This is a genomic window from Gimesia algae (genome assembly GCF_007746795.1).
Lineage (GTDB): Bacteria > Planctomycetota > Planctomycetia > Planctomycetales > Planctomycetaceae > Gimesia > Gimesia algae.
Genome location: NZ_CP036343.1, coordinates 7,285,323 through 7,300,165, shown reverse-complemented (window position 1 = coordinate 7,300,165; position 14,843 = coordinate 7,285,323). Strand labels below are relative to the sequence as shown.

General features: G+C 50.7%; 17 protein-coding genes. 13 read left to right on the top strand and 4 right to left on the bottom strand.

Annotated features, from left to right (window positions below; genetic code table 11):
• Nucleotides 1–28: 28 nt before the first annotated feature.
• From rplF to Pan161_RS27480, 13 genes are all read left to right on the top strand, one after another.
• On the top strand, nt 29–574 hold the full coding sequence (gene rplF, locus Pan161_RS27540) for a 50S ribosomal protein L6 (RefSeq protein WP_145231949.1): 546 nt from the start codon (nt 29–31) through the stop codon (nt 572–574).
• Between the two features lie 82 nt (nt 575–656).
• Nucleotides 657–1,022, top strand: coding sequence for a 50S ribosomal protein L18 (gene rplR / locus Pan161_RS27535; protein WP_002649729.1), 366 nt, complete (start codon nt 657–659; stop codon nt 1,020–1,022).
• Between the two features lie 36 nt (nt 1,023–1,058).
• Nucleotides 1,059–1,538: a 30S ribosomal protein S5 gene (gene rpsE, locus Pan161_RS27530; protein WP_145231948.1), complete on the top strand. Its 480-nt coding sequence runs from the start codon at nt 1,059–1,061 to the stop codon at nt 1,536–1,538.
• On the top strand, nt 1,538–1,990 hold the full coding sequence (gene rplO / locus Pan161_RS27525) for a 50S ribosomal protein L15 (protein WP_145231947.1): 453 nt from the start codon (nt 1,538–1,540) through the stop codon (nt 1,988–1,990). The genes rpsE and rplO overlap by 1 nt, the downstream gene beginning before the upstream one ends.
• A gap of 127 nt (nt 1,991–2,117) precedes the next feature.
• The gene (secY, locus tag Pan161_RS27520) at nt 2,118–3,482 is read left to right on the top strand and encodes a preprotein translocase subunit SecY (RefSeq protein WP_145231946.1); all 1,365 of its coding nucleotides are present in this window, start codon (nt 2,118–2,120) and stop codon (nt 3,480–3,482) included.
• A 258-nt stretch (nt 3,483–3,740) separates the two neighbouring features.
• Nucleotides 3,741–3,857 (top strand): 50S ribosomal protein L36, encoded by a 117-nt coding sequence (gene rpmJ / locus Pan161_RS27515; RefSeq protein ID WP_002649734.1) that lies wholly within the window; start codon nt 3,741–3,743, stop codon nt 3,855–3,857.
• A 63-nt stretch (nt 3,858–3,920) separates the two neighbouring features.
• Nucleotides 3,921–4,304, top strand: a complete 384-nt coding sequence (gene rpsM / locus Pan161_RS27510) for a 30S ribosomal protein S13 (RefSeq protein ID WP_145231945.1) — start codon at nt 3,921–3,923, stop codon at nt 4,302–4,304.
• Between the two features lie 145 nt (nt 4,305–4,449).
• On the top strand, nt 4,450–4,830 hold the full coding sequence (gene rpsK / locus Pan161_RS27505) for a 30S ribosomal protein S11 (protein WP_145231944.1): 381 nt from the start codon (nt 4,450–4,452) through the stop codon (nt 4,828–4,830).
• A gap of 122 nt (nt 4,831–4,952) precedes the next feature.
• Nucleotides 4,953–5,969 carry a DNA-directed RNA polymerase subunit alpha gene (locus tag Pan161_RS27500; RefSeq protein WP_197995563.1) on the top strand — a complete coding sequence of 339 codons (1,017 nt, stop codon included), beginning with the start codon at nt 4,953–4,955 and terminating at the stop codon, nt 5,967–5,969.
• Nucleotides 5,970–6,049: 80 nt separating this feature from the next.
• Complete coding sequence (locus tag Pan161_RS27495) at nt 6,050–6,763, top strand: bL17 family ribosomal protein (protein WP_145231943.1); 714 nt, start codon at nt 6,050–6,052, stop codon at nt 6,761–6,763.
• Between the two features lie 310 nt (nt 6,764–7,073).
• Nucleotides 7,074–7,667 (top strand): putative metallopeptidase, encoded by a 594-nt coding sequence (locus Pan161_RS27490; RefSeq protein WP_145231942.1) that lies wholly within the window; start codon nt 7,074–7,076, stop codon nt 7,665–7,667.
• Nucleotides 7,668–7,843: 176 nt separating this feature from the next.
• A complete protein-coding gene (locus Pan161_RS27485) occupies nt 7,844–9,172 on the top strand; it encodes a dienelactone hydrolase family protein (RefSeq protein WP_145231941.1) in 1,329 nt (442 codons plus the stop codon).
• Between the two features lie 245 nt (nt 9,173–9,417).
• Entirely contained in the window at nt 9,418–10,905 is a 1,488-nt protein-coding gene (locus tag Pan161_RS27480) for a PcfJ domain-containing protein (protein ID WP_197995562.1), read from the top strand.
• A 45-nt stretch (nt 10,906–10,950) separates the two neighbouring features.
• Here Pan161_RS27480 and Pan161_RS27475 read toward each other — a convergent pair whose 3' ends face one another.
• The 4 genes from Pan161_RS27475 to Pan161_RS27460 all read right to left on the bottom strand — a co-directional run bounded on the left by Pan161_RS27475 (nt 10,951) and on the right by Pan161_RS27460 (nt 14,617).
• Nucleotides 10,951–11,727 carry an SDR family NAD(P)-dependent oxidoreductase gene (locus Pan161_RS27475; protein ID WP_145231939.1) on the bottom strand — a complete coding sequence of 259 codons (777 nt, stop codon included), beginning with the start codon at nt 11,725–11,727 and terminating at the stop codon, nt 10,951–10,953.
• 44 nt (nt 11,728–11,771) lie between these two features.
• On the bottom strand, nt 11,772–12,209 hold the full coding sequence (locus Pan161_RS27470; RefSeq protein ID WP_145231938.1) for a hypothetical protein: 438 nt from the start codon (nt 12,207–12,209) through the stop codon (nt 11,772–11,774).
• Nucleotides 12,210–12,503: 294 nt separating this feature from the next.
• Nucleotides 12,504–13,232 (bottom strand): hypothetical protein, encoded by a 729-nt coding sequence (locus tag Pan161_RS27465; protein WP_232103522.1) that lies wholly within the window; start codon nt 13,230–13,232, stop codon nt 12,504–12,506.
• A 197-nt stretch (nt 13,233–13,429) separates the two neighbouring features.
• The gene (locus Pan161_RS27460) at nt 13,430–14,617 is read right to left on the bottom strand and encodes a BON domain-containing protein (protein ID WP_145231937.1); all 1,188 of its coding nucleotides are present in this window, start codon (nt 14,615–14,617) and stop codon (nt 13,430–13,432) included.
• Nucleotides 14,618–14,843 lie beyond the last annotated feature (226 nt).

Genomic DNA, 14,843 nt, shown 5'->3' with positions numbered 1-14,843 from the left:
CGCCTTTATTTAACTGGAATTTGAAGTTATGTCTCGAATCGGTAAAAAGCCAGTTCCCGTTCCTGCCGGAGTGGAGATCAAAGTTGACAACACCGCAATTTCCGTCAAAGGAAAACATGGTGATCTGTCCTTTGTTTTTCATCCCTCAATGAATGTTGAACTTGATTCGGAAACGAATGAAATCAATGTAACTCGTCCCGATGAAACCCGTCAGAGTCGTGCCCTGCATGGTTTGACCCGGGCGTTAATCGCCAACATGGTTCAGGGTGTGGAAACTCCATTTGTACGCAAACTGGAAATTCAGGGTGTTGGTTACCAGGCCTCTCTGAATGGTAACAAGTTGAGCCTGCAGGTCGGATTTGCCAACACAATCGTACTGGAAGTTCCACAGGGAGTCATCTGTGAATTACCAAACAGTACCAATATTGTGTTGACCAGTGCCGACAAGCATGCAGTAGGTCAGTTTGCAGCTAATATTCGTAGCGTACGTCCTCCTGAACCTTACAAGGGTAAAGGGATTCGTTATGAGGGTGAATATGTACGACGTAAAGCTGGTAAGGCTTTTGCAAGCTAGTACAATCTTCACCTGCCTGTTTGAGCATTCAGTCAGCGGCCTGAGATTCAGGTGATACTGTTTTTGAAAAGATGACGGTAAAATGAAACTAGAAAAAACACTGAAAAAGCAGAAACAACGACGTTCGTTCCGCATTCGCAATACGGTACGTAAAACAGGTCGTTTACGGTTATCTGTTTATCGAAGCAATAATCATATCTACGCTCAGCTGATTGATGATACAGCGGGTGTGACACTGGTCTCCGCCAGCACGAAGGACAAGAGTCTGGCTGGTGAGATTGAAAATGGTGGAAACATTGCCGCTGCAGAAAAAGTCGGTAAGCTGATTGGCGAACGGGCCGTTGAAAAGGGGATTAAAGAAGTCGCCTTTGATCGTGGCCCTTACCGTTACCACGGGCGAGTTGCTGCCCTGGCTGATTCTGCCCGCAAAGCCGGTCTGGATTTTTAATAGAGACAACACTCAATACGGGTTGGAGAAGATACCGTGTCAAAAGATGGTTCAAAGCAAACACCGGAAACAGTCATTCAAATCCGCCGTTGTGCCTGCGTGGTCAAAGGGGGACGTCGATTCAGTTTCACAGCTCTGGTTGTTGTCGGCGATAAAGAAGGTCGTGTGGGCTGGGGATATGGCAAAGCCATCGAAGTGCCACTGGCAGTCGATAAAGCTGTTAAACAGGCCAACCGCAGTATGATCAAGACGAACATTATTGAAAATACGGTTCCCCACGAAGTGGTGGGCCGATTTGGTTCTGCCCGTGTGCTGCTGTTACCCGCTCGTCCTGGTACAGGTATTATTGCCGGTGCTGGAGTTCGAGCCGTAGTTGAAGCTGCCGGCATTACTGATATTTATACAAAGAGTCGTGGTTCCAATAATCCAATCAATGTCGTGAAAGCGACCATCGATGGACTCTCAAAACTGCGAACCCGGGATGATATTGCACGTTTGAGAGGAGTAGAAGTCTAATGATTATTGATGACGTCCATCGCGGAATTAAAAAGCATAAGAAGAAGAAGCGTGTCGGTCGTGGACCTGGCTCAGGTCATGGTAAAACTTCCAGCCGTGGTGAAAACGGTTACGGAAGCCGCTCTGGTTCTTCTCGTCGTACCAGCTTTGAGGGGGGACAGACTCCTCTGGCAATGCGGGTTGCGAAACGAGGTTTCAATAACAAACAGTTCGCGAAAAAAGTCGCGGTTGTGAATGTGGCTACTTTAGAGCAGGCATTTGAAGCGGGGGCAGAAATTACCCCTGAAGTGCTGGCTGAAAAAGGTCTGGCCAAAGGTCGTTTCGACCAGGTGAAAATCCTGGGTAACGGAGACCTGACCAAAAAGTTTACCGTATCCGCTCACCTGTTTTCTGCATCTGCTGAATCCAAGATTCAGGCAGCTGGCGGAACTGTCAGTCGCGTTTTGTCATAAGAAATTTCATTCAAGGACTTGATCTCAGCAGTTAAGAATACGATTCCCCTTTTCTTCAGGATCCGTTAAAATCCGAAGCAAAGTTCAATCAATGCCTGCTGAATTATGACACAAAGGACCGCTACTTATGCTCGGTAAATTATTAGTTCTGTTCAAAATTCCCGAGCTTCGTAAAAAAATTGTACTGACGCTGGGGCTGCTGGCCATCTATCGGATGGGTTTCTGGATTGCTTTGCCTTTCGTCAATCAGGCCCAACTTACTGAAACGCTGGAAAACTTACAAAGCCAGCAGGGGGGCATCGGACAGGTAATACAGGTCATTTCCCTGTTCTCCGCTTCCAATATTGGCCAGAGTACCATCTTTGGTCTGGGCATTATGCCTTATATCTCTGCTTCCATTATCTTCCAGTTGATGGGGACGGTTTATCCGCCCCTGGAGCGCCTCCAGAAAGAGGGAGAAGCGGGCCGGAAGAAGATTAATGAATATACACGTTATGCAACGGTGGTAATCTGCCTGGTACAGAGCTTTTTCTGGATTCGTACACTGGCCGGTGGCTTTGGCTCTGGTTCCAGCCTGATTCTGGATGGATACCAGGGATTGTATTACCAGATCGTGGCAACCATCACCATGACGACGGGAACGGTCTTCCTGATGTGGATTGGTGAGCAGATCGATGCTTACGGCATTGGTAACGGGATCAGTCTGCTGATCATGGCGGGTATTCTGGCCCGGATGCCTCAAGCTGGTTTGAGTCTGATTGAGCCGGCATTTAAAAATGGGATCGCTCTGGGAACCGATACGGGGATCGATCGCCTGCTGATTCTGGCGCTGGTGTTCGTCTTTGTGGTGGTCTGGGTGATAGCCATTACCCAGGGGCAGCGTCGTATTCCGATTCAGTCCGCCAAGCATGTACGTGGTCGCCGGGTCTCCGGTGGTCAGCGACAATCACTGCCATTACGCGTTAATCAGGCTGGTGTAATGCCAATCATTTTTGCTTCCAGTCTGCTGATGTTCCCTTACTTTTTATTCCACGGCTTAAGTCAGTACTTTTCCACCTCACAATTCTGGGCGATGCTCGATGAAGCGTTCCAGCCGATGAGTCGTGGTTTTGTTTACACAATGTCTTATGTGGTTTTGATTTACTTCTTCTGCTACTTCTGGACGGCGATTACCTTTAATCCCAAAGATATGGCAGAAAACCTGAAAGATTATGGTTCGTTTATCCCCGGCTATCGTCCCGGGGCTCGAACAGCCGCCTATCTGGAGCAGGTGATGGTTCGTATTACCTATGTTGGTGCCGCGTTCCTGTCACTGGTAGCAATTATTCCCACACTGGTGTCCACCTGGTTAGGGGTCGACTTCCTGGTGGCGAGTTTTTACGGTGGAACCGGATTGCTGATTGTGGTTTCCGTGGTATTGGATTTGGTCAATAAAATTGACAGTCATCTGGTAATGCGAAACTATTCAGGCTTACTTGAGAGCGATCTGTAAAGGTTAAACGGGTGAGTCATGGCGAAATTCACCAAAAAAGGTGCGTTTCGCTTGTCGATTCACGTTCGCGGCGTTTATAATTTCCTGATTCGCTCCGCTTCGGAAATTGTACAGGTTTGTTACGAAGCCGGAGTTTGCTCATTTTATGGGCGCAATTAATTAAATTTACACGAGTTACATTCAGCGGGAACCTGATTTTCGCCTCTTGTCAGCTCGATTATATCGTGAACCAAAGTTAGATAGAGAAGTCGTAGTACGATGAAAGTCCGAGCCAGTGTTAAGCGGATTTGTGAAAACTGTAAAGTCATTCGGCGAAAAGGGCGCGTCTATGTGATCTGCTCTTCCAACCCGCGCCATAAGCAGCGTCAGGGTTAATCGTCTCGAATTCAGTTTCATTGATTTGACTTCAGTTTTTAAATCCAGCGGAGTGAACTAAAAATGCCACGTATCCTCGGTGTTGATATTCCGAACGACAAACCTGTATATGTTTCCCTGACCTACCTGTATGGTATCGGTAAAGTGACATCGCTTGATATCTGCCACAAATTAAATATCAATCCTCAGTTGAAAGCAAAAGATCTGACCGACGATGAGTTGAGCCGGATTGTGAACATGCTGGATACGGATTATTCCGTAGAGGGTCAGTTGCGTCGTGCTACCCAGCAGGACATTGCCCGACTGCGAGACATTCAGTCGTATCGGGGCATTCGTCATCGACGTGGACTTCCGGTTCGCGGACAGAATACACAAACCAACGCCCGTACCCGCAAAGGTGGTAAGAAGACCGTTGCCGGTAAAAAAGGTGTTAAGGACGCCCGTTAAACCTAGGGGTTCTGTCGTCTGCGTTGAGAAGAGAAAGAGATCATACAGAAGTCGTTGTCAGTTGCGACGACTCGATATTAAAACATCACACATAATGAGTTTCAGTTTCTGAATCCATACTGACAGAAACATCAGGAGTAGCAGAGTGGCTAAAGTCAAACGAAAAAAAGTGAAACGTCACATCACAAAAGCGATTGCTTACATCAAAGCAACGTTTAATAACACCACCGTTACGATTACCGATTTAAACGGTGACGTGCTCTGCTGGGCAACTGCAGGAACTTCCGGGTTCAAAGGCAGCCGCAAGAGCACTCCGTTTGCTGCCCAGCGGGCCGCAGAAATCTGTGCCGAAAAAGCATCCAAATTCGGTGTGAAAGAAATGGAAATTCGCGTCAAGGGACCAGGTTCCGGACGGGAAAGTGCCATCACCGGTTTGCAGTCAGCAGGCATCTCGATCCGTGCGATCGAAGATATCACCCCGCTGCCACACAATGGCTGTCGTCCCCCGAAAAAACGACGTGTCTGAACCAGCACTTCTGGTAATATCGCGAGCCGCTTTGGCTGCCGCAACACATTTGGATTTATAATAACTGGAACATCGATTTAACATCATGTTCTAAATGACTGTGTTCTTTGGAGATTATTTCAATGCGAATCCGTTGGCGAGGACTGGAATTACCAAGCCGTGTCATCCCTGATCGGGACTCAATGACATCAACTTATGGTATGTTTGTAGCCGAACCATTCGAACGTGGATTCGGTGCAACCATTGCCAACAGTCTGCGACGAATCCTGCTTTCCAGCCTGGAAGGCAGCTCGGTAACCCGCGTGAAAATCCAGGGTGTGCAGCACGAATTTACAACGATCCCCGGTGTCGTAGAAGACATCACCGAGATCTGTCTGAATCTGAAGTCGCTGATCGTCAAGAATTCCAGCTCGACCTCCAAGACTCTGCGAATCGAAAGGCATGAGCGGGGCGTTGTGACGGGCGCTGATGTCATTACCGACGATCAGGTTGAAGTCATCAACAAAGATCTGGTGATTGCCACCATGACTGATGATGTTCCCCTCAACATGGAACTGACCATCGAAAACGGCCGCGGATATTCTCCTGCTTCAGAACATGCTCAGCATGAAACAGAAGTCGGCGTGATTCCTCTGGATGCCACATTCTCACCTGTCGTGCGTGTGCGTTATAAAATTGAAGATACCCGTGTTGGTCAGCGTACCAACTACGACAAACTGATCCTGGAAATCTGGACCAACGGAACTGTCAAGCCTGATATGGCTCTGGTAGAAGCCTCCAAGATTCTCCGTAAGCACCTCAACCCCTTTATTACTTACCGCGAGCCCGGCCCGGAAATGCCGCCCGAAGGTGGTCTCAAGGGAATGCTGGATACGACCGGTTACGCGCCAATCGACCTGGAACTGGAAGAAAAACTCAACCAGAGCCTGGCCGAGCTGAACCTGTCCGTACGTGCGACCAACTGTCTGGAATCGGAAGGGATCAACACTGTCCGCGACCTGGTTGGAAAATCAGAAGATCATTTATTACATGTTCGTAACTTTGGGGAAACCACCCTGGTTGAAGTTCGTGAAAGACTGAACCAGATTGGCCTGCGTCTGGGAATGAAGATCCCCAGCTCTTCCTCACAATCGCGTTAATCACAATTGATTTCCGTGTTGACAGAATAGAATCAACGAGTCTTTTACTCTCAGCAATCAGAATAATTCAGAGTTAAGTCATGCGACACCGAATGAGAGGCCGAAAATTAGGCCGCAATGCATCACACCGTAAGGCTATGTTCCGCAATATGGCGGTGAGCCTCATTAAGACCATCCGGATTGATGAGGAAGCTGAAAACGCACCTAAGGTTCCGGGTCGAATTACTACGACCGTTCAGAAAGCCAAAGAGCTGCGTCCTTTCATGGAAAAGCTGATCACGCTCGGCAAGAAGGCTCAGCCTCATCTGGAAAACGCAACTCAGTATGCGACTGATGCTGAGAAGAATTCCAGCGAGTGGAAGACCTGGCGTGAGTCAGAGCAGTGGAACCAGTGGAACCAGGCGATTGCTCCCGCATTGACTTACCGTCGTCGGGCATTTGCCGACCTGCGTGATAATGAAGCCGTTGACATTCTATTTAATGAACTGTCAGAACGCTTTGAAGAACGTACTGGCGGTTACACCCGCATCGTACGTCTGGCAACCGTTCGTCTGGGTGATGCCGGCGAGCAGGCCATTATCGAATTCGTAGGCGAACGCGATCGTGTGAAACCTGTCAAACGCAGTACGACACTCGATAGCGATGCTGAAACCGCCACCACAGAAGCACCTGCTGATGAAACAGAGAGTGAAGAACCTGCTGCTGAAACCGAAGCAGATGATACTGCAGCCGCAGATGAAGCTCCTGAAGCCAGTGCGGAAGCTGCTGAAGAAGACAAAGAAAAAGAGGCGTAAACCTTCGTCGGCCGAATTCGGCTATGCGGAAATTCCGGTTCTCGCTAATATTTACAAGCTAAGAGTATTTCAAAAGATCGAAAATACTCTTAGCTTTTTTTACGTACCGGTAACATAGCCAGTCAGGCTGACCAACTGCCTGCGTTTAAAAAGTGAATCAAGTCCATGAACCGACCTGGACTGTGTCCAGTTTTACTGCAGCGTCTCCAGTGCCATTGGGATCGAGTAGAATAGATTGGGAGATACTATGGTTAGACGCTTGCACTCCAGCATTGTTGTATCGTTGTAGCGGAAAGGATTCTGGCTCGACATGTCAACGAAGAAGCCCTTTAATTTCAGTCACGCCATGTACCATTTGTGCCGTGACATTTCGCGTCGGTTGCCTGAATTTCATCACGTCGACATGGACCGCATCGCGGTTGCCTTTGCGCAGGCCCGCCGCAATGTGCCCTATGGCATGCAGGCGAAATTAACGCCACTCCGATTCGAGAACGGCGATCTTCAGACTACCCGCTATGGTCGCAAATGGACGGTGCAACGGATCTATCAGGACCAGCAGGAGATGTTATACATCCTGACATTTTACCTGCCGCGTTTTCTGAATCATTCCTTAGAGGAAAAACTGATCACCGTGGTGCATGAGCTGTATCACATCAGCCCCGCCTTCGACGGCGACATCCGCCGCCTGGAAGGCCATTACCATGTGCACTCCCACAGCCAGAAAGAGTACGACGCTCACATGGCGGTGATGGTGAAACAGTATCTGAAGCTGAACCCACCACCCGAGCTCTATTCTTTTCTCAAATGCCGCTTCTCCACGCTGCAGAAAAAACATGGTGGCGTCGTAGGCCTGCAGATCCCGATTCCGAAGCTGATTCCCGTGGATGAGTCGCGGATCGCGTAACGCCATCGCTGGACTGTTGGCCAAAATCGAGCGATCCGTTTTCAGTCGATGCGAAGGTTGTTGCGAACAGGTATCAGGTATGTGAAAATATTGATCTGTCTTCGAGTCCCTACTTCACTATCTCTGCAATACGATTTCGATCTGCATCCGCACGATCCAAGATCAGGAGTCCAACTATGAAGCGTTCCCGTCTCTTATTGTCCGCGATCCTGTTGTTTGTTTCTGTTGGAATACTGCTGTGTTCAAACACGAGCGTTTGGGCAGAGGACGAAAAAGCGTCTCAATCTGTTTCAGAGCCGGCAGCGACATCGTGGCTTGAACGCAGAAAAGTGATTGAACGCCATTGGCTCGATCTGCTGGGTGACTTTCCAACAGAGATTCCCGAGCTGCGACCTGAGATGAAGCAGGTTGCGCAGGAAGAGGGAATCACGCGTTATCATGTGAGTTTTCAGACAGAGCCCGATGATCGAGTAACCGCCTGGCTGTTAGTGCCTGATGAGGCACGAAAGCGACCTACACCTGCGATTATCTGTATTCACAGTACCACATTCGGGGCTGGGAAAGACAGCACCATCGGACTGGCCGGCCGCCGGCCCCAGGATCCGCCCCGTGATCCCAAAATTGGTGTCGCCTCGGGTCTCGAATTAGCACGACATGGTTTTGTGACCTTAAGCATCGACCTGCTGACAGACGGCGAGCGAATCAAGCCGGGAGAACGGGTCATGGATACCCGCGGGTTTTATCTGAAGCATCCTGAATGGTCGATTGTCGGCAAAAATACGTGGGACATCATGCGTAGCGTCGATTTTCTCCAGACGCTTGATTTTGTTGATGGCAAACAGATCGGTGCAATCGGCTGGTCCCTGGGAGGACATACGGCTCTGTTCGCTGCAGCATTCGAGCCCCGGATCACAGCCACGATCAGTAATGGCGGCGTGCTGGACTGGCATCGACATGTAACTGCCTGGTCCCGAAAAGCATCCAGCTGGCAGCCCTGGAAAGAGGGAGACCCCCCCTCGAAAAGTGAGACATTAAAACGACGCTTCGGGTTTTATCCCAATAGTGGCCCTTATATTTATATCAAGAAATTTCGACCCTACATCGATGATCAGTCGAAGCCGATTCCGGTCGACTTCGACAGCTTGATGATGATGGTCGCGCCGCGGCCCTTACTGATTATCTCCAGCGAACAGGAATTCTATCGCCATAAAATCTTTCCGAAGTGCCTGAAAGCGTTTGAGGTATATCTGAACTGGCAGGATGTGGAAGGGCTTCCCAGCGCGCTGAAGGCCAGGCAGGAGCGTCTCGGCTATGACCAGACTCTGGAGTATTATGAGACGCAGCACCGCATTGCCCCCGAGCGCATCCCCGGGATGCTGAGCGAACTGGGTGCCGGCGATTGTTTCAGCTGGTTCTCCTTTCCCGGCGGACACAGTTATCCGGGAGTCGCCCGGAGGTTTACTTTCGCCTGGTTCGATCGCTGGTTGGGACGGACTTTGGATTAAGGCCTTGATTTCGCTCGTGAAGCCATCCAGAGACTGCAGGACGTTTGCAAGATAGGCGCAGGTAACGATGCAGTCGGCTGGCATCTCGAGCTAAATCGGTACACCGCATTCGAGGAGTTCCCGTGTGACTGGTGTGTCTGTCGTTTGCCTGTTGGTGAACTTATTCCGGTCTGATGTGTCCGTGTAACGAAACGTTGCCCAACAGCACAGCTCTATCTGTCTTTCGGTTTAGGGGAGGTAATGAGATGCCAAGATTAACCCGTTTCCGCCGTCGCCTCCCGTATCGAAAACAGTCTGGTTGTCTCAGCAAACTGCACCGACAGGCATCTGAGTTTAAAATCGCTCGGAATGCGCCTTGTGTTGAAGATTTCCTCGGGATTGATGAAAACGCTGATGACTGGGAATATTACTACGATCCCTGTCTCGCCGAGGATCGGTTCTATTTTCATTTTCGACAGGCGCTGGAATCGCAGTGGAAGCGACCCATTGAATTGCTGATTCCCCGCCCGTCCACCGCTCTGGTAGATGCGGCGTCTGATTCGGGGGATGAGAAGGTTAACCTGGCCAGAACCGATCTGTCTCAACTGGCGGAGAACCTGGAATCGCTGACGGACGAGGTGGGGCGTGACGTAAGTCAGACTATGATCAATCAGGTGGAGTCCCTGGTTCCCGAGACAGAGCTTCCCGCAACGATCCGGCGCCTGGCTGCGCGACCAGTGTTGGACCAGACTTCAGAATCATTGAGCTGGCTCTCGCTGGTCGTCTTTTTCAGACCTTTCTGGATCCGGTCGGCGGAGTCATGGACAGGGCAGAGTAAAGCATCTCTGATCAATCACCTGTTTGTAAACTACCCGGTGCCGGAGTTTCTGATTGATGCCTGGGATAATATACAGGAAGCGGCCGAGAGACGGTTCAAGTGGCAGCGCTGGTTGATCATTTTGGGACTGGGAGGAAGCCTGCGGCTGGTTCCGGGAAAGCCGCTGCGAAAAATGCAGCAGTATCTGTTTGATGTCCCCTGGCATGAATTCCCTGAGGCACCTCGAACTCCTGTTCTGGCCTGCCTGTACGCAGAGGTACGCCGACTCGGCGGTGATGTGCAAATCTGGAAGTGGCTGGCGCTGCATCCGGCGTTTGCCATTGATCCCACCGAAGACGGAGGCGAGAACCAACTAACTTTCTGGTATGAAACGGTTAACTGGCTGATTCGTCACCGTGATCTACTTTCGGCTGATCTGGGTGAGCGAATCCTGGACTGGTCGATGCATGAATTTCTCACCCAGGAAGCGCTGCAGAGTAAATTTAACTGGAAAGGACGCACTTTCGAGGCGATCTGCCAGTCTGCGCAGGAGTTTCGCAGGAGAATCATATTCGGGGGGTATTATTCCCATTTTGCTACAGTGCGATGGCAAGGCCATGGCTGGGACTGGGGTTGGTCGGAGGAGTTGAACCAATGGAATGTGCGCGAACTGACTACCGGACTGGCGCTGCAGTATGAGGGCAAAATGATGCGGCATTGTGTGGCGGGATATGCGAATTACTGTGCGAAAGGGACCTCTGCAATATTCCGACTGACGCGAAATGATCAGCACTGCCTGACTCTGGAAGTCGATCCACGAAAGTGCGAACTGGTGCAGGCAAGGGGGAAACAGAATCGGAGCGCGACGAAAGAAGAACAGCGAACTGTGGATCTCTGGTTGATAAGTAAGGTAAAAAGGGATGTGTCAGTTTGCTGACATGCGTAAGGGGTGACTGATACTCGTGTTATTGTCTCCCTAACTTCAAGGCAGCATGCAGCGGCCGCCGGAGAGGACCATGGTTTGACCGGTGGTGAAATTACTTTCTTCGGCGAGCAGGAAGGTGACGATCGCTGCGACTTCTTCGGGAGTGCCCATGCGGGGGATCGGGGTGGCTTCGATGATTTTTTCCAGGTCCTCCTGATTCACGGTGGAGAGGATCTCCGTTTCGATCAGACCGGGGGCGATCGCATTCACGCGGATGTTGTCCCGGGCCCAGGCGGTGGCAATGCTTTGGGTGAAAGAGATCACACCTGCTTTGCTGACGGCATAGGCGATGGACTTGGGGCGGGGCTGCAGGCCGGAGAGGGAACTCAGGTTGACGATCCTGCCGAACTGGCGTTTGAGCATGCCCGGTTTGACACGCCAGGTGACCAGGAAAGTGCCGGTCAGATTCACATCCAGCATCTGCTGCCAGGCTGCCAGGTCGAGCTCTTCATGGGACTGATAGATGAACGTGCCCGAGTTATTGACCAGCAATTCGATGTCACCCAGCTGCGCTTCGACCTCACTGACCATGCGATCGACTTCGGCTTCGACAGAGACATCACTTTGAACGATCATGCCGCTACCTCCCAGGGCTTCGATCTGCCTGAGCGTTTCTGCGGCGTCCGCTTTTCCGCTGCGATAGCTGACGGCGACGCGAGCGCCTTCCTGAGCGAGTCTCAGACAACAGGCCCGGCCGATGCCGCGCGAGCCGCCGGTGACCAAAGCAACTCGGTTCTGGAAACGTCGGGGATTGAAGGTGGCGTCTGTCGTCATGGTGTGAAGTTCCGTTTTCTGGGAGGCAAATCAATCGGAAAAACTTAACGCAGTTTATAATATTTTTTCGGCGCGACGAGCATCAGGACCTGCGGGCCGACGATGAGGAACATGATCAGCGAGCCGACGGCGGCAGAACCGGCGACGATGGGCAGCGTGCTCTTTTTCAGGAACAGGGGGCCGATGAAGGAGCCGGCAATCAGGCCAATCAGAGGGGAGATCCAGAGCCACCAGTACGTATAGATCGCGGGGACTTTTGTGCGGAGCCGCTTGCGGTAGGTATCCAGTGGTTCTTTGGTGTCTTCCCAATAGAAGGTTTTTAAACCACGCGGTCCGCCACAAGAGGCACAGACGGTTCCGAGGCAGAGTTTGAAGGGATTGCATAAACCTTCGAAGTCGGCGCCGTTCACCTGGGTTCCCTGTTTGCATTTTTTGTGAATGTAGACACGCCCGACTTTCAGGCTGTAAGGAGATTTCGCCATACTGTTCTCTCTTTGATCATACTGTCGTCATTGACTGATTACGGGGTCCGGCGCGTCGCTGCCTTGGCCGTTGTTCAAGCGTGCCTGCTGAAAGACTATTGTAAACAGAGGTCCGTTTCACTGACCAGTGTGATGGAAAAGAAGAGAGGCAATTTCTGATTTGAAAGCGAGTTTAACTCACCGCGCATGCAAAAGCCGACGATTCTTTCACCCGGTTAGAATCATCGGCTTTGCTGGTGGGTAGGCTTATATATTCAGATTGCTGATCTGAGTGCGAGGCTCAGTGACTGAAGATTATTCAGACTGAGGACCGGCACAGCGGATCAGGTGGTCGTGGTCGATGTAGACCACTTCTTTGGTCTGGTCATTGTGAGAGAATGGTACAGGCCAGTCAGAGCGGATTGTTTTGTCGTAGTACACGGTGCACTTGTAGTGACAGTGGTGCTGACGAGCTGGTCCGACCATGGGATAGAAACGACATTCGCCGATTCGGTCCACAATCGGTTCGACAACCATGCGGACGTTGTTGCGAGTGGTTTCTGCCAGGAACCAGACTCCGCCGCCGGTTTTGTCCGGCAGAGCACGAATGACTTCATCCGGGCTGGGAGGATCAAGACAGAACAGGGGAGCGTGTTCTCCTTCTACGGGATCGAGAATCATCGCTTTGTTGTAGCGTTCTTCTTCCCAGTAGGTGTCTTCGATTAACTGTGACCAGTAGGCAGTCACAGGAATCAGAGGAGTGGTACGCCAGAATACAGATCCGGCATAGGTCACTTCAATGAAGCCTTTGACCAGCGTACAGCCACTGGTGTTGAGTGTTAACAAGCAGGCACAGCCCAAAAGCAAAGCACGGCTGAATTGCTTCCCGATTTTGAACATCCTTCTTCCTCCGGGTGATTTTAACGTTGTCATGATATGTGGCGTGACTTCGTTTTCAGTGTTAGCGAGCGATTTGCTCTGGTAAGGAGATGTCATGGTCAGACGGTCGGCATCCTGCCTGTAATTGTCGAAACATGATTCCATATTCTTCTTATCGGACGCTTTGTCAGATAACCTTGTGAGAATTTGACGATTTTGACGATTTAACGGATAAAATCTGTTTTACACCTTTTGCAGGCAGTTCGCCGTCAGTTTGTCCGGTTCTGAGGTATAAAAAATGCCTTCCAGGAAGTGATTTTCCTGAAAGGCATCCGTGTGCAGTCTATTTTAACACTGGTCGATTACCAGTTCTTAGGATTCATGAACCACCACCAGCGGCTTGTCCGAGGGCGGAAGTTTAACTTCCATGATCCGTCATCCCATTCCAGTTGAGCCTCTCTCCATCCCAGTGGTACCTGTGGGTAGGGATAGAAAGGTCCGATGTAAGGGAAGGCACTGGCAGAGTACTCACTTGGGTAAGCTACCTGTGCATAGTTAGGATAGTTGGCATAGGTCGGCCAGGCTGATTCTGGCAGATGAGGACTGTTGTAAACCTGGCTTGTTGGTCCCGGTCCCATTCCTGGTTGAGGAGCCATACCTGGATGACCGCCCATGGCAGGATGTCCTGGAGGAGGTCCCATCGCGGGAGGTCCCGCAGGACCAGGGTGTGGAGCCTGGTAGTTCATGTAGTTGGTTGGCTGAATCATTGAAGTCTGCTGAGGAGCAGCCTGCATCAACTGCAGGTTATTTTCCACAGCCCGGACTCCGGGAACGCGTTGAGCAATCTGGGTTGCCATCTGTTTTTCCTGGGGGGAACCAATGGATCCCTGCAGGATTGCAGTTCCGTTTTTGTAGCGAATTTCAACTTCATGAGCCGAAGCCAGGGCGGGCCCTAATGCTTTGGCAAGCTGTTCTGCCATCTGCTGGTTGCTGGGGGCAGCACTGCGAGGTGCAGGAGCCTGATAGGCAACCGTTTCGATGTTAGAACGTCGGTTTTCAACAGATTGTTCAAATTGAGCCTGTTTTAATGAGCCTTTCAGGAAAGGATCAGCCGCAGAAGCCTGAGTGATTTCATTGGTTCTGCGGAATGGGTTCAAGCTGGATTTCTGTGGTTCTGGTCCCCTGGCAGGAGCAGAATTTGTAGCGACTTCAGTGACTTCCAGGCGATTGTCGACCCGTGAGACACCGTCGATGCGTGAGATCAATCTGGTGGCCTGAGTTTTTTGAGCGGCCGTTGGGATTTTACCCGACAGGACGGCGACACCCTTATTATACTCGATTTCCATGTTGTAACCGGTTAACCGGGCCGATCTCAGAGCGTCTGCGATTTCATTCGCCACTTTCTGATTGTTAGTAACTTTGCCCGATACAGCGGTCGAACTAGACTGTTCAGATTTCTTTGAGAAGAAATCTAAGGGTCCGGCCATTGTGATACCGGGAGTCACCGCCATGATCCCCAGCGTCAAGACCCACTTACGATACCGTTTCATGAACAACTCCGTTCCCAATTGAGTTTTTTGTGTTTTCGTCCATTACATCCGAGCCATATCTATCGTCTGGTTTACACGGTGAGTCATTCCTGCTGCGCAAACAAAACAATGAGATTGCTATCCTGATTGATCGGTCATCTGGGTCCGGTTAAACAAGTTATTCTGATTATTTCGAAGAAATTGGTTAAATGTTCTTGTGACCAAAAGGTGTGAAATGCGTTAAGTC

What these genes read in the sequence shown, in the direction of transcription:
- rpsM (WP_145231945.1), top strand. Translation starts at nt 3,921, where the DNA reads ATGCCACGTATCCTCGGTGTTGATATTCCGAACGACAAACCTGTATAT.
- Pan161_RS27490 (WP_145231942.1), top strand. Translation starts at nt 7,074, where the DNA reads ATGTCAACGAAGAAGCCCTTTAATTTCAGTCACGCCATGTACCATTTG.
- Pan161_RS27460 (WP_145231937.1), bottom strand. Translation starts at nt 14,617, where the DNA reads ATGAAACGGTATCGTAAGTGGGTCTTGACGCTGGGGATCATGGCGGTG.
- rplR (WP_002649729.1), top strand. Translation starts at nt 657, where the DNA reads ATGAAACTAGAAAAAACACTGAAAAAGCAGAAACAACGACGTTCGTTC.
- Pan161_RS27480 (WP_197995562.1), top strand. Translation starts at nt 9,418, where the DNA reads ATGCCAAGATTAACCCGTTTCCGCCGTCGCCTCCCGTATCGAAAACAG.
- Pan161_RS27470 (WP_145231938.1), bottom strand. Translation starts at nt 12,209, where the DNA reads ATGGCGAAATCTCCTTACAGCCTGAAAGTCGGGCGTGTCTACATTCAC.
- rpmJ (WP_002649734.1), top strand. Translation starts at nt 3,741, where the DNA reads ATGAAAGTCCGAGCCAGTGTTAAGCGGATTTGTGAAAACTGTAAAGTC.
- Pan161_RS27485 (WP_145231941.1), top strand. Translation starts at nt 7,844, where the DNA reads ATGAAGCGTTCCCGTCTCTTATTGTCCGCGATCCTGTTGTTTGTTTCT.
- Pan161_RS27475 (WP_145231939.1), bottom strand. Translation starts at nt 11,727, where the DNA reads ATGACGACAGACGCCACCTTCAATCCCCGACGTTTCCAGAACCGAGTT.
- Pan161_RS27465 (WP_232103522.1), bottom strand. Translation starts at nt 13,232, where the DNA reads ATGGAATCATGTTTCGACAATTACAGGCAGGATGCCGACCGTCTGACC.
- Pan161_RS27495 (WP_145231943.1), top strand. Translation starts at nt 6,050, where the DNA reads ATGCGACACCGAATGAGAGGCCGAAAATTAGGCCGCAATGCATCACAC.
- rplF (WP_145231949.1), top strand. Translation starts at nt 29, where the DNA reads ATGTCTCGAATCGGTAAAAAGCCAGTTCCCGTTCCTGCCGGAGTGGAG.
- secY (WP_145231946.1), top strand. Translation starts at nt 2,118, where the DNA reads ATGCTCGGTAAATTATTAGTTCTGTTCAAAATTCCCGAGCTTCGTAAA.
- Pan161_RS27500 (WP_197995563.1), top strand. Translation starts at nt 4,953, where the DNA reads ATGCGAATCCGTTGGCGAGGACTGGAATTACCAAGCCGTGTCATCCCT.
- rplO (WP_145231947.1), top strand. Translation starts at nt 1,538, where the DNA reads ATGATTATTGATGACGTCCATCGCGGAATTAAAAAGCATAAGAAGAAG.